This window comes from Terriglobus tenax (assembly GCF_025685395.1).
GTDB classification, from domain to species: Bacteria; Acidobacteriota; Terriglobia; order Terriglobales; family Acidobacteriaceae; genus Terriglobus; species Terriglobus tenax.
Window position 1 is genome coordinate 2563979 of sequence record NZ_JAGSYA010000004.1, and the last position, 24874, is coordinate 2588852.

Below are 24874 nucleotides of genomic sequence, written 5' to 3' on the forward strand. Positions count from 1 at the left end.
AACCGCCTTAAGCGCGGAAGCCCTTCAGAAAGGCCGCCATGCGGCTGAGCGTGGAACCCTCCATCGGCTCTGGTGGTACCGGCGGGGCAGCTTCGCCGGTACCAGTGGCAGCCAGTTCCATTTCGACACCGTTCTTCCCCAGCCGCTTCGCCGCATACAGCGCTTTGTCCGCCCGGACCAGAATCGCTTCGCTGGAATCGGACAGCTCGATCTCGGTCAGCCCCAGGCTCACCGTCGGCGAAGCTCCCGCGGCAGAATCGTGTGGCAGTGCCGCAATGGCTTTCACCATGCGGCGGCAGACCGCTACGGCATCAGGTGCCGCTAGCCCAGGCAGCAACAACATGAATTCGTCGCCGCCTATTCTCCCGAACACATCGTAGGAGCGCAGGTTGGCATGGACACATGCGGCGATCCGCTGCAGCACCTTGTCCCCCAGTGCATGGCCGCCGCTGTCATTGAAGCTCTTGAAGTTGTCGACATCCATTAAGGCAACACAGCAGGCGGTCTGCGTGCGGCGCAAACGCTCCATCTCGACCGCAAGCTGCTCCTCCATGCCCAGGCGATTCAGTGCGCCCGTCAGTGAATCACGGCGTGCCCGTCGCTCAATCGCTCCTGTTACCTCCCGCGCAGCAAGCGCAAGGCTGAAGATGCCAATGCCGCAGTTCGCCAGCAGGCTGATCGCGATATAGTCCGCCTGCGTCACGTTGTACTGAAAAACATCCGTCGGGGCTCCGTAGTGGAAGGTGGCAATCATCCGCACCGCATCGCACAGCAGGAACAGCCCGGTAAATACGGCGAGCATCTTGACGGCTGCGCCGCGCCGCAGGTTGCGCAGCAACGCCACCATCAGAAAGGCGCGAAGCAGAAGATCGACCAGGCTGATAATCGCAATCCGGATATCCGTCTGGCCTGCACCGCGGTAGTAGGCAAGCGCGACGGTCGACAGTACGGCAAGCAGGATCGGAAGACGAAGACGCGGACGCACCTGGAGCAACGCAGAAATGCCAATGTAGGCAAACAAATTCGAGATGCAGTAAAGCCCATTCGAAAGCAGCACATCCAGCTTGTAAGGGAAGAGGCTCCGCATCAGAAAAAAGCTGATGCCACCCGTGGTCGCCACAAACTTGAGAGAAAGCTGCCGCAGCCCTCCAACATACGGGTAATGCTTCGCCATCAGCAGCATGACCAGCGAAAACAGCAGGCACACTGCCGCTTCGCTGACCAGGAGTGTCCTGATGTCGAACTGAATCAATGGGGTCACGTTTCGCCAGTATAGCGGCGGAGTAGGAACACTGATGTGCTGCGGCTACCGTTGCCAGAACGGGTGCATCGGCACCCCGAGAAGCCATCCCAACAGCCAGGCAGCGACGATCACCGGCACGGCCAGCAGAGCCATCATGACGCAGCCCAACCCCAGCAGAAACAGCCAGTCCTTCCAGGTATGCCGTCGGGGTTCGGCAATGTGCCGCGTCAGCAGGGCGTAGTTCTTCCGGTTGGCTTTCCAAGCAATGTCGAACGCGTCGCCCAGGAACGGAATCGCGCCAACCAGCACATCGATGCCGATGTTCACCATCATGCGCATCAGGCCTGCAGCGGGTACGCCGCGTGCCCAGGCGGCTACGACAATCACGCCGCTCGCCAGCCCGCTCAGCAGGTCGCCAATGCCGGGAACCAGCCCGATGATGCCGTCAATACCGAACCGGATCGAGGTACCGGGAATGCGGAACCAGTCATCCAGCACATGCGACAGCAGCTCCAGGTTCTCGTCAGAGAACACGCCCGAGCGGCCCATGCCGCGCGGTGGAAGTACCTCTCCCGGAGCTGTTGTGCGGTACGCCATTACTTCGGCTTAGATGCCGGCGGGGTTGTCTGCTGCTGCTTGTCCTTTTCGTCCTGCCGCTTGTCCGAGTTGCCGGTCACATCCTCGCCACCGTACAACAGGCGAATCGTCGACCGGAAGCGCTTGTAGTTCGTATAGCGCACGTATGACCGGACATGCACATCGCCGCCAATGGACCCATCCTGCGCGGAGAAGTGCAGAATTCCCTCGCCCTTCGTATACGTCGGGAACCAGTACTTGCCGTCAATCTGCTCGTAGTACGTGGTGTAGGGAATATGCAGGTCCTCATGCCCGCGGCGCAGGTCATCGGGCACCGTCTTGCCGTTCACCAGCACAATTTGGAAGTCCTGCTGGTCCACATATACCTTGCCCTGGAAGTAGCGCTGGTTCTTCTCAATCGTCTTCGGAGCAGCGTCCAGAACGTAAGTGTCCAGCTCGTCGATCTTTTGTTTGCCCAGGTATTTGATGGTGTACTTTGGCAGGTCCTCGGCCGTCAGCACAAACGGCAGCTTATTCTCAATGTCCTGCACGTCAGAGGGCGACATAATGATGCGCTCCAGCGTGTTCTGCGGCGCAAATACTACATTCTGCAGTTGGCGGCCATCGTCGGAGAAGGTGACTTCCACCACCATCTGGTATTCGCCATCCACCTTGTTGGTGTCGCTCAGCGTCTGGATCTTCACCGACCGGCGAAATCCATAGTCCTGCCGCACCTTGGCGAACTCGCTCTCTTTCGCGCCCATCTTCTGGATAATTTCGTCCGGCGTAATTCCGGCGGGCGCGGTCGTATCAAGCGGGCCGAAGCCGGATTCCTGCGCAAAGGCAGCCGAGGCGCAAAGCAGAACGAGAGCTGGGAGAATGCGTTTCATCACGGTCTAAAGAATAGACGTGTCTGCGGCCTTTGAGTTGCGGAGGAGAAGCGGTTGCAAATTAAACGGTAAGGGCGACCTCTTTCGGCCGCCCCACCTGAACGCTTTAACTTGCAACTGCTAACGGGCAACCAACAACTACTTCTGGGCGTTTTCAACCGCCTGCGCCACCTGCAGCGCCGTGCCTTCTCCAAAGTGCTTGCCCAGAATCTGCACACCGATCGGCAGGCCGTCCTTGGTATTGCCGCACGGAACTGAAACGCCGCAGATGCCGGCCAGCGATGCGGCGACGGTGTACACGTCGGCCAGGTACATCGAAACCGGGTCATCGGCCTTCTCGCCCAGCTTGAAGGCCGGGGTCGGCGTCATGGGAGTCACAATGGCATCTACTTCGCCGAAAGCCTTCAGGAAGTCGCGCGTCAACAGTGTGCGTACCTGCTGAGCCTTCTTGTAGTAGGCGTCGTAGTATCCGGCGGAAAGCGCATAGGTCCCCAGCAGGATGCGGCGCTTCACCTCGGGACCGAAACCAGCCTCGCGGCTCTCGCGGTACATCCCGGCCAGCGTGCTTGCGTTCTTGTCCCGCAGGCCAAAGCGAACGCCGTCAAACCGCGACAGATTGCTCGAAGCTTCTGCCGTGGCGATGACGTAATACGTCGGAATCGCATACCGCGTGTGCGGCAGGCTTACCGGTTTGATCTCGCAACCGGCGGCCTTCAGATCAGCGATGGACTTCTCGACCGCCGCTCGAATCTCCGGATCCAGACCCTCGCCGAAGTACTCCTCCGGAACGCCGATCTTCAGCCCCGCAACCGGCTTCTGGCTTTCGGCCACGTAGTCGGTCACCGGATGGTGCGATGAGGTCGCGTCCATCGTATCCGCTCCGGCCATCACGCCCAGCAGGGTGGCAGCGTCCTTCACATTCTTGGTGAAGGGTCCAATGCGGTCCAGCGACGAAGCAAACGCAATCAAACCATAGCGGGAGACACGTCCCCAGGTCGGCAGCAGGCCGGTCACGCCGCAAAAGGCTGCAGGCTGGCGGATCGATCCACCCGTGTCCGTCCCCAGCGAGGCTACGCAGAATCCCGCAGCCACCGCCGCGGCCGATCCGCCCGAGCTTCCGCCCGGAACGCGGTCCGTCGCGCGTGGATTGCGCACCGGCCCATAGGCCGAGTTCTCGTTCGAGCTGCCCATGGCAAACTCATCGCAGTTCAGCTTGCCCAGCAGCACGGCGCCCGCTGCTTCCAGCTTCGCGACAGCGGTGCAGTCATAGGGCGGGTGGTAGCCCTCAAGAATCTTCGATCCGGCCGTGGCGGGCGAGCCCACCATCGTCAGCACATCCTTGATGCCCAGCGGAACTCCGGCCAGCGGAGGAAGCTGTTCTCCGGCCTTGATCAGCGCATCCATCTTCGCGGCCTGCGCCAGCGCCCGATCCTTGGCCAGCGACAGGTAGCTGTTGATCTCGCCATCCCTGGCGGCAATGCGCTCATAGTGGGCTTCGGCCAGGGCCGTGGCCGTGGTTTCACCGCTTCGAAGCGCGGCGCTCGCCTGGTCAATGCTTAATGTCTCGAGATTCATTACCGTTCAATCACCTTCGGGACCTTGAAGAAGCGGTGGTCGGCCTCAGGGGCTTCCCGCAGCACCGCGGTCCGGTCAATGGAGGGGCGCACCACGTCCTCGCGCAGCGCTGCAGCGGAGGCCTCAACCTGGCCGCCAAGAATTTCGCTGACCTGCGCCATCGGCGTAACGCCAGCCGTATCCAGCTCATTCAACTGGTCAATATGGCCAAGAATGGCGTTCAGGTCCTTCTGCATGCGGGCGACTTCGTCGTCCTGCAGCTCAAGCTGGGCCAGTTCGGCCACACGCCGTACCGCGTCAAGGGTTACCGTCTCACTCATCACTTCTGAGTATAGCGAGGAGGCACAAATCCCGGCCTCGGTCGCATCTCGAATCGCAGCCCCGTAATCGGCACACCGGCCACTTTCTTCAGATCGCCCACCAGCTTGCCGCACATTGACTCAAGCTGCGGGCGCCACGCCGGGTCGTCCACGTACAGCACAACGGTGCCTTCTTCGTACACCATCACCTCGCTGTGCGCGGCAATAGCGCTGCCCGCCACCACCGGCCACGCCGCCGCAAGCCGGTCAATCGCCCCAAGCGTGCGCAGACTCTTGCTCAGGGAGTTGCGAAGCACGTCGCGCATCTGTTCCATCGGGCTAAACCTCCGGGTAGCGCTCAAGAATCCACCGCTCTACCTCGGCCAGCGAATCAATGGCCGTGTGCGGTTCCGTGCATCCGGCCTCTTCCGTGCCGCGAATCAGGAAGACCTTTTCAAGCCCGGCGGCGCGTCCGGCTACCAGGTCCGTGCAGCGGTCGCCCACGATAATGCTGGTGGAAAGATCCACGCCCAGCTCCCGTTCTCCCCGCAACATCATGCCTGGCAACGGCTTGCGGCAGTCGCACTCCAGTTTGTACTGTCCCTGGCCATGCACCGGATGGTGGCAGCAATAGTACACGGCGTCCACATCCGCCTGTTCCTTGCGAAGCTCGGCGCGCATGTGATCCATCAGCTCGTGAAACTGCTCCTCGGTATACATTCCGCGGGCAATGCCGGCCTGGTTGGTCACAATCGCCACCTTCATGCCGCGCGAGCGGGCGGCGCGGATCAGCGAGGCAATGCCCGGCATCCACTCCAGGTCAGAAATCTTGTGCAGATAGCCAATCTCGACGTTGACGACGCCATCACGGTCCAGAAATAAACAAGGTTGAGCCACATTCCAAGGATATACGGGCATCCGGAGAAAGCCCGCAGGCTTCTTATCTCCGCATGGCAACCACGACCCGGACTCACGAACACGATGCAAAAGCGACACCCTCCGGCCCCACGGGCGACAACCCCTCCACCGCGGGTCCGGGACCGACGAAGGTGCAATCCAACACCCCCGAGAACAAAACCGGGCAGATTGACCCCTCAGCCCCCGGAGAAACAGGAACCACGCCGGGCTCAAACGCAACAAACGGCGAAAAATGAGGAAATCATGATTTCCAGGGGAGCGAGCGCCGTCCTAGACTGCGCTCACACATGGCCACCGCGACCGTCTCCTCCCCCGCCGCCAACGCTCCACGAAAACTGTATCCGCACGCCCAGTGGTACTTCTTTGCCGCCATCGTCGTCACGTGGATCGGCTTTTCGCGCAGCTACTTTCTACAGCTTGGTTCGGTCACGATCTACCACCATATCCACGGCGCCATCGCCGGTGGATGGATCGCTACCCTGATCATCCAACCCATCCTCTACCAGCGCGGCCAGATGCGGCTGCACCGCAAGCTCGGCAAGCTGGCGGCCTATGGCCTGGCTCCGCTGATGGTCCTCTTCGCGAGCATCGTCATGCACCTGATGTTTGCCGGGGTCACCGGTATTCCGCCCATCGCGCGCTATGTTCTGGGCTATCTGGATTTCATGGCGCTCTGGCAGTTCCCGCTCTTTGTCTTCCTCAGCGTTTGCTACCGCAAAAACCTGGCGCTTCATGCCCGCTGGATCACCGGCACCGTCCTTCTCCTGCTGCCTCCGGCCATGGTCCGGGCCATGTTCCTGCTGCCCTTCGTGCATGGATTCGTCCTGGCACTGAACCTGGCTTTCGGGACGTTGGAGCTCATTCTGGTGCTGCTGATGCTCGACGACCGCCGCTACGGGCGCATCCGCGCGCCTTACCCCATCATGCTGGTCATGTTCCTGGGCATTCACTTCACCATGCGCTTTGCCGCGGTCTGGCCGTGGTGGCACGCCGTTGCCGACTGGTGGGGCCTTTTCGTCTATCGGAACAGTTTAGAAGGGGTTGATCTTGCCCAGACCCTTCTTCTTCTTGGTCTTGGACGAGCTCTCCTCGCTCTTGTCGAGAGACGGCTTGGGAGCCTTCTTGCCGTTTGGCGTGGCTGCCTGGGCTGCCGGTGTCTTTTGCCCGGCCACGTCGTTGACGGTGTCCTCGGCTTCGGCGGGCTTCTCTGCTGCCGGCAGTGGCTGATTGTTCTCGTTGCCTACGGCCTTCAGGCCATAGGTGGGCTGCTTCTCGCCGGGCTTCGGCTGCACAATCTCCAGGCCAACACCCGTTCCGGTGCTTCCCTGTCCCGCCCTCGAACCCGCCGGCACCGACAGGTCGGTAGCGCCGGAGTTCCCGGAGCCGGCATTGTCAGCCGAATCGATATTGTTGAAGCCAAGCGGTGTGGCCGGTGCACCCGGCTGTGCCGATGTGGCAGCGGCAGGCGTCTCAGAACCGGCTGCGGGTGTTTCCACGGCGCGTGCCGGCTTCGGCGAAGCGGCTACGCTGCCCGGGCTCAGGGCTTCCTTGTAGGCATTCTCCACAAAGCTGGCTACTTCCGGCGCAAGCGTCGGGCGCGGGTCAGCCATGGTGGGCTCCCCGATCGTGGCGGTCTGCACCACGTCCGGGCGGCGCATCACCATGATCTTGGCGATATCCATCAGCTTGTACTGCGAGCGGCTGCCTTCCAGCGCCTGGCTGATCTGTTCCTGTTCCTGCGTGGCCTGCGGCTGCGGACGGTTCAGCGCGTCAATGCGGTCGCGGGCATCTTCCACGTGGGGCGATGCGGCGTGCTCGGTCACCACCTTGGTGTAGGCGGCCATGGCGCGGTCATCAAACTCCTGTTCCAGCGTCGCCTTCGGTCCCTCGGGCATCTTGGAGGCATGCACGAAACGTCCCTGGGCTGCATAGCCGTCGCCAATGCCAATCAGCACCTGGTCCATGCCGCTGTACAGTGGATAGGTATCGGCCACCGTCTGGTAGCGGGCAATCGCGGCAGCCCAATTCTCGTGCGAAGCGTAGTAGGAGGCGACCTCGGCTTCGCGTGTCGCCAGAACCTCCTGTACCTCGCGCAGGCGCTGCTTGGCCTGCGGCACCAGCGTTGACTGCGGGAACTGCTGGACCATGTTCCGGTACTCTTCCTGCGCGTGGACAGCCTTGGTGTAATCACGGTCCGGCTTGTCCATCTGGCGGAAGTAGATATCGCCGACGCGCATCTGGGCCTCGGCGGCCTCCGGCACATTGGGGAAGAAGGTGATGAAGTCCTTGTACTCGGCCTCGGCCTGAGCCAGGGCAGCCGATCCGCCTTCCTTGTACCAGCTATCGGCGACGGCCAGCTTGGCGCGCATCTGGTACTGCGAGTCCGGATAGGTGTTCAGCATGGTCTGCAGATCAAGGCGGGCTACATCAAAGTGGCCTTTGTTCATGGCCACGATTGCCTTGTCATACAGCTGCTTGTCCGGCAGATCGTTATCAATGTCCGCCAGTGGATTCTGCTTCAGGCGCTTCTTTTGCGCAGCCCGCGTGTCTTTGGACTGCTGGACCTTCTGGTCCTTCTTGGACTCGGTCTCTTCGTCACCCTTGCGCTTCTTGGTCTTCTTGCCCGTCGAGAAGGTCGCGCTCTCGCTCTGGGCGCCGTTGGAAGCGGCGGCGGGCTGCGACGATCCGGCATCCTGCGCATGCAGACTAAGCGAACCAGCCAGCAGGGCAGCTGCCATGGCGGCGGTAAGCGGCGCAAAACGACTGGAAAGGACAAAACGGTTCATGAAACCTCACTGCTCTTCTATGAAAAGCGCATGCCCCGCCGGGCAATCGATCACCAGCGTGGACGTGTGTTTATTTTAGACGCTCCGCACGAAAATCGGCATCGCCTCCACCTCATTCCGGCAACCGAATTCAGCCAGCCGTCATCCTCCTTCTGTATGATTGGGCAAAATCCAGCGGGAATCTTCGCACGGGCTGCCCACAACACAACCGGGGACGCCGTATTCGCGAAGACGCTCTCTGAAACCACCGTACTCGCACGAGGAAAGGTCGGATTTCGATGAGCGTTCACCTGGTGAACCCTAGCGATAACTCCTTTGGTACCGCCGTCATTACGCCGCGCTGGCTGTTTGTCCTGGCCGCCGCTACCCCGGAGGTCGCAGGCGACCCCATCCTGATCGACGAATCGCTCGAACCCATCGTTCCGGAGAGCATTCAGCCCGGCGACATCGTCGGCATCAGCGTCCACACCGGCAACGCCCTGCGGGGCTACCAGGTGGGCCGCATGGCCCGCGAGCGCGGCGCATGGGTCGTCTACGGCGGCATCCACGCCACACTTTTTCCTGAGGAAGTTCTGGAACAGGGCCAGGGGCACGCCGTCGTCAAGGGCGACGGAGATATTGCCTGGGGCAAGGCTGTTTTGGACTGCCTCGCAGGCAGTCCCGACACCATCTATGAGGGCGGCCGCATCGGCGGCAGCGAGTTCCTCGCCGGCCGATGGGACCTGATGGATCCCGCGAAATATATGTGGGCCTCCGTCCAGACCATCCGCGGCTGCCCCAAACACTGCAGCTTCTGCAGCGTCTGGCGTACCGACGGCCAGAAGCCCCGCCAGCGACGCTTCCAAAGCGTGATCGACGAGATCGTCAATCTCCGCCGCATCGGTTTCCGCTTCATCGCCCTGGCCGACGACAACTTCTACCCCGTCACCCTGACCGACCTGCGCCTGGCCCGCGAGCAGAACAACACCGCCAAGCTGGAGGAGTTGACCGCCATCCGCGCCGAGCGCTTCCAACTGATGGAAGAGCTGGCAAAGCTGCCCAAAGACATGGTCTTCTTCACCCAGATCACCATGGAAGCCGGAGAAGACGGCGAGTACCTGGACGCCATGCGCCGCGCCAACATTAAGGGCGCCCTGGTTGGCGTCGAAGCCGTCACGCCCGAAGGCCTGAAGTCGGTCTTCAAAGACTGGAACTACTCCGGAGAAGGGCTGGCGAACCAGCTCCAGACCTTCAAAAAGCACGGAGTGCACGTCCTCGGTTCGTTCATCTTCGGGCTCCCCACAGACCGCCCCGCTACGTTCGACGCCACCGTGGAGATGGCCCTGAAAGCCGGTGTGACCTTCGCGCAGTTCGTCATGATGACGCCCTTTCCGGGCACCGTCGACTTTGGCCGCTGGGAAAAAGAGCAGGCCAAGGACCCCATGATGGTCGAGGGCACGCCCATCACCCGCTACTGGCTCATTCCCACGGCTATCCGTCCCAAAATGTTCACGCCGCACCCTACCATGAGCTCGGACGAGATTCGCAACCGCACCCAGAAGGTCTGGGATCGCTTCTATACCTGGGGAGCTATCTGGGAGCGGTCTGCCTGCACGCCCACGCTTCGCGCGCGCCTGGGCTTCATCTTCCTGTCCAAGCTCTATCGGCAGATGTATGCCGGTACAGGCATCTCCACCGACAGCGCACGCCGCAAGAAGTCCAAACGCTGGGCACGATGGACAGCGCGGCAGTGCAAAAAGCTGTTTATGGCACGTCCCATGCCGGAACTGCAGTCGCCCGCGTGGGAGCTTGCCTTTGCCTCGCCCGTTCGCCGTCCGGCTTTTATGGGGAGCGAAGGCTCACTGGTCACCATCAGCCAGGAGGAACGCGGCTAAAAGTTATCTACCGGGCCGTGCGAGCCAGTTCCAGCAGGCTCTTTGCGTCTTCCACAGGTGTGCCGCGGCCAAAGACCGAGGTTCCGGCCACCAGCAGTTCTGCGCCCGCCTTCACCACGCTCTGCACCGTTTCGTGGTCAATGCCGCCGTCCACCTGGATGCGGAAATCCAGGCCGCGCTCCTTGCGGAGAGCTGCCAGCTTTTCCACCTTCTTCAGCGTGCCGGGGATAAACGCCTGTCCCCCGAAGCCCGGGTTCACGGTCATCACCAGCACGTGGTGCACCATGTCCAGCACCTCGTCCAGAAATCCGACCGGAGTTGCCGGATTGATGACCACACCGGCCTTCATGCCGTGTTTCTGGATCAGGTCCAGCGTGCGGTTCAGGTGGCGGCATGCTTCCCACTGCACGCTCACCCAGTTCGCGCCGTTGTCGGCAAAGGCTGGAATGTAGGCGTCGGCGTTGGCAATCATCAGGTGGCAGTCAATCGGCAGGCTGGTCGCCTTGCGCAGGCTCTTCAGTACCGGCGGACCGATGCTGATGTTGGGCACAAAGACGCCGTCCATCACATCGAAGTGGACAACCGTGCCGCCGCCTTCCGTTGCTTTGGCAACATCGTCGGCTAGGTGGGCAAAGTCGGCTGCAAGGATGGAAAAGCAGAGCTCGGTCACAGCTTCGAGTGTACCAAGCGCGAATTCACCTCTCCACATTGGGCAATGCGGTAAGCTGCCTCTACTCAGTACAGACAATAACGGCGTCAGCCAAGGAGAGTTTCCCCTATGCCGCTTCCCAATGACGAACGCGTCGTTGATCTCGCTAACCGCCTTCTCGCTCAGTTTGACACCCTCTTCGGACTCCATCCCGGCTTCCGCGCGGCCCATGCCAAGGGCCTGATGCTGACCGGCGTCTTTACTCCCTCCGCTCAAGCCGCGTCACTGACCAATGCCCCGCACATCACGCGGTCCAGCACGCCGGTGACCGCGCGTTTCTCCAACTCCACCGGCCTGCCGCTTATCCCGGACAGTGCCCCGGATGCTAACCCGCGCGGCCTGGCTATCCGCTTTGACCTGGCCGAGCACGTCCACACCGACATCGTCAGCCACTCCACCAACGGCTTCCCGACACACACCGCGGACGAGTTTCTGGAACTTCTCCAGGCCATCGGAGCCAGCGGGCCGGATGTGCCCTCGCCCAAGCCGGTGGAGCTCTTCCTCGGCTCCCACCCCGCCGCCCTGGCTTTCGTGCAGGCGCCCAAGCCCTTTCCCATCAGCCTGGCAACGGAGAGCTACTTTGCCGTAACCGCGTTTGAGTTCACGAACGCGCAGGGCGAGAAGAAGTTTGGCCGCTACCGCATCCTTCCGGAGGCAGGCGACCAGTTCTTCTCCGCCGAGGACGCCGCGAATCTGGCCCCGAACTATCACTATGAGGAGATCACTGAGCGTGTGGCCAAGGCTCCCGTCAGGTTCAAGATCTTCGTCCAGGTGGCCGGGCCCGGGGATGTGGTCGACAACGCCACCATCCACTGGCCGGAGACCCGTCCGCTGGTGGAGCTTGGCGTCGTGGAGCTGAATGCAGTCGTTCCGGACTCGCTCGCGCAGCAGAAGCACATCATTTTTGATCCCATTCCGCGCTGCGAGGGGATTGAGGCTTCCGCCGATCCGCTACTGGAACTGCGGGCAGCTATCTATCTGATAAGCGGACGCCGTCGCCGCGCCGCGCAGATGGAGCAGCCCGCTTAACCGCATCAAAACAGGAAAAGCAGGCTCCCCTTTCCCTGCAAACTGCCGGGAAAGGGGCTTACAAGCTTAGCGAAGGGTGGTATGTTGTTCTCGCGTTCGATAGGGCGCAAAAAGCAACTTCAAGTTCATTGGCAATGCTGAAAAAGCAGGTCCAGGTACGAAAGGCGTCGGTATGCCTTTCTCCGTGACTTTGCCGCAATACCGTTGAGGAGGTCTCTGGATGCGCTGTCCCTCCACCTTGGTTGATGAGTCTGAGCGGCTGCAGGCAGTGGAAGAGTATGGCCTGAATAAGAGCTATAGTCTTTCCTCTCTTGCTCCCGTGGTCCGTCTTGCCGCTGAGATGTTTCATGTGCCGATCGCGGCAGTAAACCTGATCGGGGACCGGCACGTGTTCTTTGCCGCCAGCTATGGGCTGGAACAGGCCTGCGACATGAGCCGCGATGTCTCTTTCTGTGCCCATGCCATCCTGCAGAAGGAGGTCATGGTCGTGCCGGATACCGCTAACGATATCCGGTTTCACGATAACCCTTTGGTCACCGGCTCGCCGGGAGTCCGCTTCTATGCAGGAGTTCCCCTCTATGCCCCATCGGGCCACCCCATCGGTGCGCTCTGCGTGATGGATCGTGTTTCCCATCAGACATTTTCGGTGCAGGACAGCGAGCGTCTCCGGGAGTTTGCTCTCCTGGTCACCGATAAGCTGGAGTTGCGCCGTTTGGAGGCCGCGGAGCAGATGTGGCCCACTCGCTTTTATGAGGTTGCAGCTGCCTCGCCGGGGCCGCTGCTGGAGTTTGATCAGAACTTCCACGTCACCTTCTGCAATGGGGCAACCGCCGCCCTGTTGGGATACACGCAGCAGCAACTGGCGGGTGCTCCGCTGGCGCGGTTCCTGCCAGGGTTGGAGCGTCCCCGGCTTGAGCACCTGATCGCCGGTTCAACCCTGAATGGAAGCAACGGCCACCTCCCTCATAAGGCCTTGGCGCTGCATCGGGATGGCTACACCGTACCTGTGGAACTGGTATTTTTTGCCTGGAAGAAGATGAGCCACCGGCACTTCGGCGTCATGCTGACAGACATTACTGACGGCAGGCAGCGCGATCAGCAACTGTATCGTCTCTCGAACTTCGACGCCCTGACCGGCCTGGCCAACCGTCGCGTGTTGCGCCACGAGGTGGCTGGAGCCCTGGACACAGGTGCGGACGTGGCCGTGTTGGCCATTGACCTAGACAACTTCAAGGATGTGAATGACACGCTGGGGCACAAAATTGGTGATCAGGTACTGTGTGTTCTGACCGAGAGAATGAAAGACCTCCTGGGGCCTTCGGAAAAGGTGGGCCGTATGGGTGGGGACGAGTTTGCCCTGCTGCTGCGCCGGGGAGAACTGGCAGCAGCACGCGCGGCCGCACTGAGCCTGATGAGTGAGATCGGCAAGCCAATTGAAGCCGGTGGGCTCTGCATGCGCGTGACCGCCAGTTGCGGCATCGCACTTTCGACCGAGGCAAAGCACAGTGCCGAGGAGCTGATGGGCAACGCGGATCTGGCTCTTTACCAGGCCAAGAGCATGGGGAGGAACCAGGTTTCGGTTTATATTCCGGCCCTGCGGCAGGAGGCGATCGAGCGCCGCCAGTTTGAGGCAGAGCTGCACCGTGCGGTGGAAAATCAGGAGTTTGAACTCTTCTACCAGCCCCAGGTGTGCCTGAAAAGCGGCTCTCTCATCGGCGCGGAGGCGCTTATCCGCTGGAACCACCCGCAAAAGGGCTATCTCTCCCCGGCGGCGTTTCTACCGCTGCTGGAGTCTGGTCCTCTGGCCGGAGATGTCGGCACATGGGTGCTGCGACAGGCCTGCTCACAGGCTGCCGCTTGGCGCCAGTCATCAGGAAACGACTCGTTCCGTATGGGAATCAATCTCTTTGCTGCGCAGTTCTTCGCAGGCGATCTGGAGGAAAAGGTAGAAAGCGCCTTGCAGGACAATGGCCTGCCCCCCGAAAGCGTGGAGCTTGAAATCACTGAAAACATCATCCTGAATCACAACGCGCTCATCCTTGAAACGTTGAGGCGTCTGCGCGAGTCCGGTGTCTGCATCGCCTTTGACGACTTTGGTACCGGCTATGCCTCCCTGAGCATGTTGCGCGATTACCCCCTCACGCAGATCAAGATCGACCGAAGCTTTACCAACAACATGTGCTGCTCCATCCGGGATGAGGCAACGGTGGCCGCCACCGTAGGCCTGGCGCGCAACTACGACCTGGATGTGATCGCGGAAGGTGTCGAAACAGAGGAGCAGATGGCGCGGCTCAAGAGCATTGGCTGCGATGAAGGTCAGGGCTACTTCTTCGGCAAACCTCTCCCCGCCGAAGACTTCCGGCAGAAGTTCCTGGTTCACTGATCAGGATGCGGTTTCCGTAGCCGCCGGCGTCCGGTTGCCAAGCGTCGCGGCAGCGTTCAACAGCCTGCGCCACGGCCAGTCCTTATCGGCAAAGAAGATGCGCCCAACGCGCGATTTCTCCGGGCGGTAGTACCAGCGCTTCAGCAGCGCCAGGTGATCGCCCAGCAGCGCCATATCCGTGGGGGTGCTTGCCTCTGCGACGAGGCCTTGCAGCAGCGTGCGCAGGCGGTCTTCCGGTGTAACGATATCGCCTTCCAGGGGCACCGGTTGCAGCATCTGCGGCTGCGCAAACAGGGAGCTTCCCGTCTCTTCCTGCGCCCGTGCCGCGCGAATGTCACGCGTCGAGAATTTCTGTGGCCCATGGACGCAGCCGCTATGAACCAGGAAGACGGCGACCTCGCCCTCGCCGCAGGGCTGCATCAGAACGGCATTCAGCTTCGGCAGGGAAGAGACAAGCTCCGGTGCAAAATCAGCTGCCGCTTTCACCTTCTGCCAGCGGGCATGGGCTTCGGCGGCCCGCTCAAACTCCATCGCTGCGGAGGCCTCATCGCGCTCCGCGGCAACTTCTGCCAGCAGCGATTCACCGTGCGTCTCCAGAAATCCGCGCACACGAGTGGCCTCGCCGCCGTACTCCTCCGAGGTGCAGCGCTCCTGGCATGGGGCAAGGCACTTTTTCATCTCGCCGTAGACGCAGCCCGGGTGTTCCGGATACGGATCCAGCTCCTCCCAGCAGCGGCGCAGCTTGTACAGGTCCAGCATGGCGTCAGAGTAGCGCTCGGCCGCCGCACGCGAAAGGAAAGGCCCGTAGGTCTCCGCCAGAGATTTTTTGGCGAGCCGGTTGGTCACATAGACGCGGGGAAACGCATTGTCCCCGGCAAAACGCACGTTGTAGGGCACAAACAGCTTCAGCCGCCTGCGCGCCTCGGCCAGCGGGAAGAAGGCGGCGGTGGCCTGGTACAGGCACAGCAGGCTCTCAAAGTCGCTGCCGGCCGTGGACCATTCCACAAAGGCAACACGGTCACGCAGGCTCAGCCGCTTGGTCTGCCCGTCAGCCGGCGAGAGCAGGCGCGCAGCACGGCGCCGAAGATTGGCGGCCTTGGTCAGGTAGGGCTGGGCGGTGTCATCGGCCCCGCGCAGGGCCAGGATGCCGGCGGAATCAGGAATCTGGCGCAGAACCTCGGCTGTGTTCCCCGGAGAGAAAGCAAGGCTGTGGCCGAAGTGGAACGCAGCGGGCATAGGGGTGATTTTAGGGGATTCGGCCGGGAGTTTTCCGGCGTAGACTCAGGCCATGCAACTGTCGCTCGATCATCTCGCTCTGCCTGCCCGCATCCGGCCCGACCGGCCGATGACGGATGAGGAGTTGTTTGAGTTCTGCGCGGAGAATGATTTTTACCGGATTGAGCGCGAGCCGAATGGAGAGTTGAGCGTGATGACTCCGTCTGGTGGGTTCACCAGTAATAAGAACGTCTACCTCTCCCGCGTTTTGGATGAGTGGGCCGAGAAGTTTGGAGGCATGGCCTTCGATTCTACCGGCGGGTTTCTGCTTCCGGATGGTTCCATGCGTAGCCCGGATGCTGCCTGGATGCCGTATGAAGCGATTGCAGGTATCAGCGATGAACAGATGGCGAAGTTTGTGCCTGCAGCGCCATATTTCATCATTGAGCTGCGTTCACCCTCCGACAGCTTGGCGAAGCTACAAGCAAAGATGGAGGCATGGATTGCCAACGGAGTACAGCTCGGCTGGTTGGTCGATCCGTTCCGGAAGGTGGTGACGATCTATCGTCCCGGCCAAAAGCCTGAGGAGCAGGAAGGGCATACGTCGGTCTTTGGCGAGGGGTTGCTGGCTAGTTTTGAGCTGCCGCTGGCGAGGATTTGGGCGTGAAGAATATCGCGGCGAGATGGATTCGATCGGTTTTCTATTGACTGTTCAATCTGCCTGTTGTGAAGATAAGGCGATACATAACAGAGCATGTCGACACCTCAGCTAGATGAGTCAATCCTCCGAGTAATTGATGAGCGAGCGCTTGCGCTGGAAGAACAGCTCAATGCGAATGTTCTCTTTTACGTTGGGCGAATCCATCCAGCGTATCTGAAGCCCTTTCGGACATTTCTCGAGGATATCGCTGCTAATAAGACGAAGAAAAAAGATTCTGTGGCGATCCTGCTAGAGACAGGCGGGGGGAGTGTCCAAACTGTCGAAAAGATGGTGGAGTTGATCCGTGCGCATTACACGGGCACAGTGACATTCATTGTGCCCGACATGGCGATGTCCGCAGGAACGGTCTTGTGCATGTCTGGTAACCGCATAATGATGGACTATTCCTCGTCACTAGGTCCCATCGACCCTCAAGTACTAGTCAAGAAAAATGGCGAGGAGATGTACGTTCCAGCCCTAGGCTATTTGGATAAAGTGGCTGAACTCATTGGTAAATCTGCAGACAATACTCTTACCGCTGCTGAGTTTGCGCTATTGAAGGATCTAGATCTGGGCTTACTTCGTTCGTATGAACAAGCGCGCGACCTCTCTGTGGAGTTGCTGAAGAAGTGGCTAATCGAATACAAGTTCAAGGATTGGATCGTTCATGAAACGACGCCAGAACTCTTAGGGCAACCGGTTACCGACGAGCAGAGACATGCCAGAGCAGATGAGATTGCTAGAATGCTGGGCGATAATCGTCTTTGGCATTCCCATGGACGGTTTATTGGCATCAATACACTCAGGGATATACTTCGTCTCCGAATTGACGATTACACACATGATGACAAGCTGCGGCCTGCTATTCGAACCTATACAGATCTGTTGACTGATTACATGTCTCGTCAAGGAATGAAGTTCGTTTTACATAGTCCTCATGTCAAACTGTTTTAAGAAGTACCGGAGGTCGCAATGTTGACCGAACAAGTCCTTGAAATTGTTGAAAATAAAGAGCAAATATCTGAAAGCTCTTCGCAGATGCTGAAACAGCACGAGCAACTTGTGGGGCAGCTACAGCAGGCACAAGTTCAGTTCGGAAATACAGTCCGTCCAGCCTATGAAGACGCTCTGAGTAGGCCTACGGCTGAGATGATGTATTGCCTGTAGTTGCGCTAAATGAATTTTTGTTGCATACTCGTAAGAGTGCCCGAGCTCTCAAGGCCTGGCACATTTACCACGGCCGAACGATCAGCCCCCTCCAGCAGTTGTAGTACAAGCAATTTCGGGGCTGGTTCCGCGAGAAACAACGCGGCGGGTGAACCTAAACCGGGCGACAGAACAAATCCCCGGTTTCCAGCGAGCAGAAGGAATCAGTAGGCTCGGTTCACCCAAGGGTTCGTGCGGTGGGAGACTCAAGAAGGATTTCAGTCGATGGCTAAGAAGCTCTCCAAGAATGTCGCGAAGGCGCGCGCGGCTGTAGAAGCCCGCCCCTACTCTCTCGCTGACGCCGTTTCCCTGCTGCAGAAGGTCAAGTACGCCAAGTTCGACGAGACCGTCGACCTGACCATGCGCCTGGGTGTCGATACCCGTCACGCCGACCAGATGGTCCGCTCGACCGTGGTTCTGCCGCATGGCCTGGGTAAGACCAAGGTTGTTGCCGTCATTACCTCCGGTGACCGTATTCGCGAGGCCGAGCAGGCTGGCGCGGAGTTCTTCGGCGGCGAAGAGTTGGTCGAGAAGATCCAGAAGGAAAACTGGACCGATTTTGACGCCCTGATCGCCACCCCCGACATGATGAAGTCGGTTGGCCGCCTGGGCAAGGTGCTCGGTCCCAAGGGCCTGATGCCCAACCCGAAGACGGGTACCGTGACGACCGATGTCGCCGCTGCCGTCAAGGAAATCAAGGCTGGTAAGGTGGAGTTCCGCGCCGACAAGACCGCCCTGGTTCACGTTCCGGTGGGCAAGCTCTCGTTCGACGCGCAGAAGCTGGTGGACAACGCCATGACCGTCATTACCGCCGTGGTGAAGGCCAAGCCTTCCGCCGCCAAGGGTAAGTACGTCAAGGCCGTCTACGTCAGCTCCACGATGGGCCCCGGCGTTCCGCTGGAACAGGCTGTCGTTGACGCCGCCGGCAAGGCATAAGCTTTTCGCCGCCACGCGCGGCCTATGACTTCTCGCCGGATTGAACCGGCAAAAAGGATTTTTACCATGGCAGTGTCCAAGGCAAAGAAGCACGCAACGGTTGAGTTCCTCGCAAAGGACCTCGCCTCCTCCACCTCGGCGATCGTCGGTACCTTCTCGGGTCTGACGGCGAGCAAGGATTTTGCTCTGCGCAAGACCATCCGCGAGGCTGGCGGCAAGTATCACGTCATCAAGAACAAGCTGGCCCCGAAGGCGGGCGCCGGCACCCAGATTGAGGGCGCTCTGCAGGGCCTGAAGGGTGTCAGCTCGGTGGCTTACACCGACGGCGATCCGGTCGCCCTGGCTAAGGCTCTGTCGACCTGGGTCAAGGACAATGCGGAGTTCAGCTTCAAGCTCGGTATCGTTGATGGCAAGGTCATCACGGTCAAGGAGATCGGCGATCTGGCCAGCATGCCTGGCAAGGAAGAGCTCTTCTCGAAGCTGCTGTTCCTTATCAATGCTCCGGCACAGCGTCTGGCTACCGTCATCAACGCCACCGGCCGCGATCTGGCTGTCGTCATCGACCAGGCTGTGAAGGAGAACAAGCTGGGCGGAGCGGCTCCGGCTGCCCCCGTGGCAGCGGCTCCCGCGGCAGATGCCGAGCCTGCTTCCGAGCAGACCGAAGCGGCTGCAGCTGAGGCTCCGGCCGAAGGCGCAGAGCAGGCCTAATCAAGTTTCGCTGCTGCACCGGGGGCGCTTGTCTGGGCGCAACGGAACCTCGGGGTGGTGGCAACCGGAGCGGAACGATGGCTTCGGAGAGCAGTTGAAGTACAAATTTCAAGTTTAGAAGTAATCGGAGAAATCACATGGCAGACATCCAGCAGTTGGAAGATCAGATCGTTAGCCTGAGCCTGCTCGAAGCAGCAGAGCTCGTCAAGAAGCTCGAAGAGCGCCTCGGCGTTTCCGCCGCTGCCGCAGCCCCCGTCATGGTGGCCGGCGCCGGTGCGGGTGCAGCTGCTCCCGCCGCCGAAGAAAAGACCGAGTTCACCGTCATCCTGAAGGAAGCCGGCGCGAACAAGATCAACACCATCAAGGCTGTGCGCGAAGTCACCGCCCTTGGCCTGAAGGAAGCCAAGGATCTGGTCGACGGAGCTCCCAAGCCTCTGAAGGAGAACGTTTCGAAGGAAGATGCGGCTGCCATCGCGAAGAAGTTCGACGGCATCGCGGCTGTCGAGATCAAGTAACTTCGGCCTTCGGGCTAAGGTTGCGGGCGACTCCGGGCTTCGGCCCGGAGCTGTCCGTTAGAGACCGACCGGTCTCATCGCAACCGGGACTTGCGCTTCCAGGGCAGAAGCGGTATCCTCTCATGACGAGGAGACCCGCTCCTGCCTGGGTGTGCGTAACGGGGCAGATGGGCTCGCGAACACTTTCGGTCTCAAAAAGATTTGATACGCGACACGGTATTGGAATCACTCCCGGCTCATCAAGAACCGGTCATGCAGGATGCGTCAGCGGCGAGCGCTCCGGCATGTAACCCCGAGTAGTAAAGATTCGCGGCAAGAGCTTCCAGAAGGGCGAGCTGGGAGCAGGCGGCAGATATTCACATCGAAAAGATTCAGCTAGTGCACAAGCCGGTCGTTGCGCTCTTGGGACTCGTCGTCTCCAAGGGCGTTTTGCCGTCTTTGTACCACCCGGGCAGCAGATAGTTCTACCTGTGCTGCTCGCGATTTTTATAGCAGAATTTTCTGCCGGGCAGCCAACAAAATTCAAGTTTCAAAGGCCAGTATCTTCGCCATCTGGCCACGAGCAGCATCCTGCGCATGGGTTTGTCCGGCTACCGAGGACGGGCATTCCCGAACAGCGCATACCTCAAGGCGGATCAAGGACTTGACCTCAAGGAATTGACCCGCCAACCCTTCTGCGGCCTTCGCATGGTTCGATGCGAAGCGACGGCAACAGGAGGCTTCTCGGAAGGCACGAAGTCAGGAGCAAACACACGATGTCCAGCGAATTGCGCGCGGTCCGTAGCCGTCTCGACTTTTCCAAAATCCCTACCGCCATTCAGATCCCAAACCTCATTGAGGTCCAGCGCCGCAGTTATGAGCGCTTCCTGCAGATGGACAAGCTGCCGCAGGAACGTGAGGACAATGGTCTGCAGTCGGTATTCACCTCTGTTTTTCCGATCACCGATTTCCGCAACGTCTCCGAGCTTGAGTTCGTGGATTACTCCATCGGCAACTGGGAGTGCAAGTGCGGCTACCTGAAGGGCCTGAACCACCTGCGTACGGCCTGCTCCACCTGCGGCCACATGGTGATCACGGACCCGTTCCACCCGGGCGACGTACTTTGCACCTTCTGCGGAACCTATAACAAGAACACGCCGGATTTCTGCACCAAGTGCGGTGACCCGGTGGGTCTGCAGCTGAAGTACGACCAGGCTGAGTGCGAAGAGCGCGGCATGACCTTCTCTGCCCCGCTGAAGGTCACCATCCGCCTGAAGATCTACGACAAGGACCCGGACACCGGTGCCAAGACTCTGCGCGACATGAAGGAGCAGGAGGTCTTCTTCGGCGATATCCCGCTGATGACGCCGAACGGCACCTTTATCGTCAACGGCACCGAGCGCGTCATCGTCTCGCAGCTGCACCGTTCGCCCGGCGTCTTCTTTGAGACGGCGAACAACCGTACCTACTTCCTGGGCAAGATCATTCCTTACCGCGGAAGCTGGGTGGAGTTCGAGTACGACCAGAAGAACATCCTGTACGTCCGCATCGACCGCAAGCGCAAGTTCCTGGGCACCATCTTCCTGCGCGCCCTGGGTCTGCGCACGGACGAGGAGATCCTGAAGACCTTCTACACCGTGGATACGATCAACGTCCGCGACCAGAAGCTGTTCTGGAAGGTGAAGGAAGAGGGCGCGACCAACCTGCTCGGCTCCAAGCCTGGAGTTGCCGTGAAGATTGACGGCAATGATGTGGCGACGCCGAACCGCAAGATCTCGCCTTCGATCCTGAAGCAGCTGCGTGCGGGCAAGGTTGAGGACGTGGAAGTGGAGACGGCCGAGTTCGACGCGGCGATCTTCGCTGCCGACGTTGTCGACCTGACGACCGGCGAGCTGCTGTACGAGGCCAACCAGGAAGTGACGACCGATAAGCTGCACAAGATCGCGCAGTCGGGCGTGACCTCGTTCGAGGCCTTCTTCCCGGAGCGCGATGATGTGGGCAACATCATCACCAACACGCTGAAGCGTGACTCGGTCCGCAAGTCGGAAGAAGCGCTGATCGAGATCTACCGCAAGCTGCGTCCCGGTGACCCGCCGACGCTGGACACCGCGACTGCGCTCTTCGAAGGCATGTTCTTCGATCCGCGCAAGTACGACTTCTCGCGTGTAGGCCGTCTGAAGTTCAACATCAAGCTGTACGAGAATGGCGATGCCAGCGAGCTGGACAAGCGCACGCTGACGCCGGAGGACTTCTACGGCACCATTCGTTACCTGCTGAAGCTTCGTAAGAACATCGGCATGGTGGACGACATCGATCACCTTGGCAACCGCCGCGTCCGCGCCGTGGGCGAACTGATGGAGAATCAGTTCCGCATCGGCCTGGTCCGTATGGAGCGTGCCATCAAGGAAAAGATGAGCGTGTATCAGGAGATGTCGACGGCCATGCCGCACGACCTGATCAACGCCAAGCCGGTCATGGCTGCCATCCGCGAGTTCTTCGGATCCTCGCAGCTGTCGCAGTTCATGGACCAGACCAACCCGCTGTCAGAAATCACCCACAAGCGCCGTCTGTCGGCCCTTGGACCGGGCGGTCTGTCGCGTGAGCGTGCCGGCTTTGAAGTCCGTGACGTACACACCACCCACTACGGCCGTATCTGCCCGATTGAAACGCCGGAAGGGCCGAACATCGGTCTGATCTCGTCGCTGTCGTGCTTTGCCCGTATCAACGAGTACGGCTTCATCGAGTCGCCTTACCGCAAGGTGAAGGACTCGCAGGTGCTGGACTACGTTGCTGTAACCAACTCGGGTGAGTCGGGTCTGCGCGTGGGCGATGTGTTGGAGATCAACGAAGCGCACAAGCTGATGGACCAGTTGAAGAAGGACAAGAAGCGCGTGCTCGAGGTTGAGCCGTACAGCTTCTACCTGTCGGCCTGGGAAGAGGATCGCCACACCATCGCACAGGCCAACATTGACCTGGACGACGAAGGCCATCTGCAGGAAGACCTGGTCAACGCTCGCCGTCAGGGCAACTTTGTCCTGGTGCCGAAGGCAGAGGTCGACTACATCGACGTCTCGCCGAAGCAGCTGGTTTCGGTCGCCGCATCGCTCGTACCGTTCCTTGAGCATGACGACGCGAACCGCGCTCTGATGGGAGCCAACATGCAGCGCCAGTCGGTTCCCCTGCTGGTGGCTGAGGCTCCGCTGGTCGGTACCGGTATGGAAGGCGTCACCGCCCGCGACTCGGGCGCCGTCATCCTGGCCAAGCGTAACGGCATCGTGGACTCGGTCGACTCCGAGCGCATCATCATCCGCGTGGAAGGTGAGCATCATCCGACGCAGCTGTCGCGTGAGGTGGGTTCGGACATCTACCAGCTGATCAAGTTCAAGCGTTCCAACCAGAACACCTGCATCAATCAGAAGCCGGTTGTCCGCAAGGGCGATCGTGTTCTGAAGGGTCAGGTCATCGCCGACGGTCCTTGCACGGAGCAGGGCGAACTCGGCCTGGGACGGAACGTACTGGTAGCCTTCATGCCGTGGCGCGGTTACAACTTCGAGGACGCGATCCTGATCTCGGAAAAGCTGGTCCGTGAGGACTACTACACCTCGGTTCACATCGAGGAGTTCGAGATCGAGGCCCGCGACACGAAGCTGGGACCGGAAGAGATCACACGCGATATTCCGAACGTCTCCGAGCACGCTCTGCGTGACCTGGACGAGTCGGGCATCATCCGCATCGGCGCCAAGGTGGGTCACAACGACATTCTGGTAGGCAAGGTAACGCCGAAGGGCGAGACCCAACTGACGCCGGAAGAGAAGCTGCTGCGCGCCATCTTCGGTGAGAAGGCCGGCGATGTACGTGACGCTTCGCTGACGTGCCCTCCGGGTATCGAAGGCACCGTGGTCGACATCCGTATCTTCAGCCGTAAGGGCCAGGAGAAGGATGAGCGTGCGAAGGCCATCGAGGCAGAGCAGATTGAGAAGCTCGAGAAGAACCTGGGCGACGAAATCCGCATTCTGACCGACGAGCGTCTGAAGCGCCTTGAGAACATCCTGGGCGGTAAGGAAGTCCAGGCTGATCTGCACGACGAGCGCACCAACAAGAAGTTGCTCTCGAAGGGCGACATTCTCAACCGCGAGACCATCGAGCTGATCTCGACGCGCAACCTGAAGCGTATCCGTTATAACGACAAGGATCCGCGCGTCAACGAGCAGATTGATGAGATCGAGGAGATGACCTCGCGCCAGATCGATGTTCTGCGCAAGATCACCAACGAGAAGATCTCGAAGCTGCAGAAGGGCGACGAGCTGCCTCCGGGCGTCATCAAACTGGTCAAGGTCTACATCGCCATGAAGCGTAAGCTTTCGGTGGGCGACAAGATGGCAGGCCGCCACGGCAACAAGGGTGTTATCGCCCGTATCCTCCCCGAAGAGGATATGCCGTACCTGCCCGACGGCACCCCGATGGAGATCGTGCTTAACCCGCTCGGCGTACCTTCCCGTATGAACGTGGGACAGATCCTCGAGACGCACCTCGGCTGGGCAGCGCATACGCTTGGCGCCCAGGTGGCAGAACTGGCCAAGCAGTCCCAGGATGCCGGTGAGGTTCGCGAGATCTTCAAGGCACGCTTTGCCGGTACCGCGGCTCTGAACCAGCTTCTGGAACTCGACGACGAGCAGACCCTGCGCGTTGCCGCTGGCATGAAGCGTGGTATCTGGTTCGGCACGGCAGTCTTCGACGGCGCTCGTGAGAGCGAGATCAAGGCTCTTCTGGCATCGGCCGGCCTGCCCAGCTCGGGCAAGTCGCAGCTGCTGGACGGCATGACCGGCGATCCGTTTGAACAGCCGGCCACCGTGGGCTACATCTACATGCTCAAGCTGTCGCACCTTGTCGACGACAAGATCCACGCTCGCTCCATCGGACCGTACTCGCTCATCACGCAGCAGCCGCTGGGTGGTAAGGCACAGTTCGGCGGACAGCGCTTCGGTGAGATGGAAGTGTGGGCGCTGGAAGCATACGGCGCAGCTTACATCCTGCAGGAGCTGCTCACCGCCAAGTCCGACGACGTCTATGGCCGTACCAAGATCTACGAGGCCATCGTCAAGGGCGAAGCTGCCATCGAGCCCGGCGTGCCGGAGTCGTTCAACGTGCTTATCCGCGAACTGCAGTCGCTCTGCCTTGATGTTGAACTCATCAAGCAGGACGGCAAAAAGGCCCCGGCCCCAGCAATCGCGGCAGCCGACTAACCCGCTGCTGGCCGTTAGCTCCTGGCTTTGAGTCAGGAGCTAACGGCAAAGCGCAAACGAGATTTGAAGTACCGCAACGTACACCAGTTG

General features: G+C 60.3%; 22 protein-coding genes. 11 read left to right on the top strand and 11 right to left on the bottom strand.

The window, feature by feature from the left end; translation table 11 throughout:
* Window positions 1-7 precede the first annotated feature (7 nt).
* From OHL13_RS16530 to OHL13_RS16560, 7 genes are all read right to left on the bottom strand, one after another.
* Window positions 8-1261: a GGDEF domain-containing protein gene (locus OHL13_RS16530; protein ID WP_263411226.1), complete on the bottom strand. Its 1254-nt coding sequence runs from the start codon at window positions 1259-1261 to the stop codon at window positions 8-10.
* A gap of 45 nt (window positions 1262-1306) precedes the next feature.
* A complete protein-coding gene (locus OHL13_RS16535) occupies window positions 1307-1840 on the bottom strand; it encodes a DUF4112 domain-containing protein (protein WP_263411227.1) in 534 nt (177 codons plus the stop codon).
* A complete protein-coding gene (locus OHL13_RS16540; RefSeq protein ID WP_263411228.1) occupies window positions 1840-2709 on the bottom strand; it encodes an outer membrane lipoprotein-sorting protein in 870 nt (289 codons plus the stop codon). Before OHL13_RS16540 ends, OHL13_RS16535 begins: the two co-directional genes overlap by 1 nt.
* A 138-nt stretch (window positions 2710-2847) precedes the next feature.
* On the bottom strand, window positions 2848-4284 hold the full coding sequence (gatA, locus tag OHL13_RS16545; protein WP_263411229.1) for an Asp-tRNA(Asn)/Glu-tRNA(Gln) amidotransferase subunit GatA: 1437 nt from the start codon (window positions 4282-4284) through the stop codon (window positions 2848-2850).
* Window positions 4284-4604, bottom strand: a complete 321-nt coding sequence (gatC, locus tag OHL13_RS16550) for an Asp-tRNA(Asn)/Glu-tRNA(Gln) amidotransferase subunit GatC (protein WP_263411230.1) — start codon at window positions 4602-4604, stop codon at window positions 4284-4286. The genes gatA and gatC overlap by 1 nt, the downstream gene beginning before the upstream one ends.
* The gene (locus tag OHL13_RS16555) at window positions 4604-4918 is read right to left on the bottom strand and encodes a DUF721 domain-containing protein (protein WP_263411231.1); all 315 of its coding nucleotides are present in this window, start codon (window positions 4916-4918) and stop codon (window positions 4604-4606) included. Before OHL13_RS16555 ends, gatC begins: the two co-directional genes overlap by 1 nt.
* A gap of 4 nt (window positions 4919-4922) precedes the next feature.
* Complete coding sequence (locus tag OHL13_RS16560; protein WP_263411232.1) at window positions 4923-5480, bottom strand: D-glycero-alpha-D-manno-heptose-1,7-bisphosphate 7-phosphatase; 558 nt, start codon at window positions 5478-5480, stop codon at window positions 4923-4925.
* A 53-nt stretch (window positions 5481-5533) separates the two neighbouring features.
* On the opposite strand from OHL13_RS16560, the gene OHL13_RS16565 reads away from it, so the two are divergent.
* Window positions 5534-5737 carry a hypothetical protein gene (locus tag OHL13_RS16565; RefSeq protein ID WP_263411233.1) on the top strand — a complete coding sequence of 68 codons (204 nt, stop codon included), beginning with the start codon at window positions 5534-5536 and terminating at the stop codon, window positions 5735-5737.
* A 174-nt stretch (window positions 5738-5911) separates the two neighbouring features.
* On the opposite strand, the gene OHL13_RS16570 is transcribed toward OHL13_RS16565, so the two are convergent.
* Window positions 5912-6490: a hypothetical protein gene (locus tag OHL13_RS16570; protein ID WP_263411234.1), complete on the bottom strand. Its 579-nt coding sequence runs from the start codon at window positions 6488-6490 to the stop codon at window positions 5912-5914.
* Window positions 6491-6532: 42 nt separating this feature from the next.
* Window positions 6533-8287 carry an outer membrane protein assembly factor BamD gene (bamD, locus tag OHL13_RS16575; protein WP_263411235.1) on the bottom strand — a complete coding sequence of 585 codons (1755 nt, stop codon included), beginning with the start codon at window positions 8285-8287 and terminating at the stop codon, window positions 6533-6535.
* Between the two features lie 278 nt (window positions 8288-8565).
* Here bamD and OHL13_RS16580 point away from each other — a divergent pair, with 278 nt between their 5' ends.
* A complete protein-coding gene (locus OHL13_RS16580) occupies window positions 8566-10161 on the top strand; it encodes a B12-binding domain-containing radical SAM protein (protein WP_263411236.1) in 1596 nt (531 codons plus the stop codon).
* Window positions 10162-10168: 7 nt separating this feature from the next.
* Here OHL13_RS16580 and rpe read toward each other — a convergent pair whose 3' ends face one another.
* A complete protein-coding gene (gene rpe / locus OHL13_RS16585; RefSeq protein ID WP_263411237.1) occupies window positions 10169-10831 on the bottom strand; it encodes a ribulose-phosphate 3-epimerase in 663 nt (220 codons plus the stop codon).
* A gap of 108 nt (window positions 10832-10939) precedes the next feature.
* On the opposite strand from rpe, the gene OHL13_RS16590 reads away from it, so the two are divergent.
* Both OHL13_RS16590 and OHL13_RS16600 read left to right on the top strand, forming a co-directional pair.
* Window positions 10940-11899: a catalase family peroxidase gene (locus tag OHL13_RS16590; protein WP_263411238.1), complete on the top strand. Its 960-nt coding sequence runs from the start codon at window positions 10940-10942 to the stop codon at window positions 11897-11899.
* Between the two features lie 220 nt (window positions 11900-12119).
* Window positions 12120-14282 (top strand): putative bifunctional diguanylate cyclase/phosphodiesterase, encoded by a 2163-nt coding sequence (locus OHL13_RS16600; protein WP_317889936.1) that lies wholly within the window; start codon window positions 12120-12122, stop codon window positions 14280-14282.
* On the opposite strand, the gene OHL13_RS16605 is transcribed toward OHL13_RS16600, so the two are convergent.
* Window positions 14283-15518 (bottom strand): excinuclease ABC subunit UvrC, encoded by a 1236-nt coding sequence (locus tag OHL13_RS16605; RefSeq protein ID WP_263411239.1) that lies wholly within the window; start codon window positions 15516-15518, stop codon window positions 14283-14285.
* 52 nt (window positions 15519-15570) lie between these two features.
* On the opposite strand from OHL13_RS16605, the gene OHL13_RS16610 reads away from it, so the two are divergent.
* From OHL13_RS16610 to rpoB, 7 genes are all read left to right on the top strand, one after another.
* On the top strand, window positions 15571-16164 hold the full coding sequence (locus tag OHL13_RS16610; protein ID WP_263411240.1) for a Uma2 family endonuclease: 594 nt from the start codon (window positions 15571-15573) through the stop codon (window positions 16162-16164).
* An 87-nt stretch (window positions 16165-16251) separates the two neighbouring features.
* Window positions 16252-17151, top strand: coding sequence for an SDH family Clp fold serine proteinase (locus OHL13_RS16615; RefSeq protein ID WP_263411241.1), 900 nt, complete (start codon window positions 16252-16254; stop codon window positions 17149-17151).
* An 18-nt stretch (window positions 17152-17169) separates the two neighbouring features.
* Window positions 17170-17364, top strand: a complete 195-nt coding sequence (locus OHL13_RS16620) for a hypothetical protein (protein ID WP_263411242.1) — start codon at window positions 17170-17172, stop codon at window positions 17362-17364.
* Window positions 17365-17628: 264 nt separating this feature from the next.
* On the top strand, window positions 17629-18339 hold the full coding sequence (gene rplA / locus OHL13_RS16625; protein WP_263411243.1) for a 50S ribosomal protein L1: 711 nt from the start codon (window positions 17629-17631) through the stop codon (window positions 18337-18339).
* Window positions 18340-18405: 66 nt separating this feature from the next.
* Complete coding sequence (gene rplJ, locus OHL13_RS16630) at window positions 18406-19047, top strand: 50S ribosomal protein L10 (RefSeq protein WP_263411244.1); 642 nt, start codon at window positions 18406-18408, stop codon at window positions 19045-19047.
* Between the two features lie 137 nt (window positions 19048-19184).
* Window positions 19185-19562 (top strand): 50S ribosomal protein L7/L12, encoded by a 378-nt coding sequence (gene rplL, locus OHL13_RS16635; RefSeq protein ID WP_317889937.1) that lies wholly within the window; start codon window positions 19185-19187, stop codon window positions 19560-19562.
* Between the two features lie 755 nt (window positions 19563-20317).
* Window positions 20318-24784 (top strand): DNA-directed RNA polymerase subunit beta, encoded by a 4467-nt coding sequence (gene rpoB / locus OHL13_RS16640; RefSeq protein WP_263411245.1) that lies wholly within the window; start codon window positions 20318-20320, stop codon window positions 24782-24784.
* Window positions 24785-24874 lie beyond the last annotated feature (90 nt).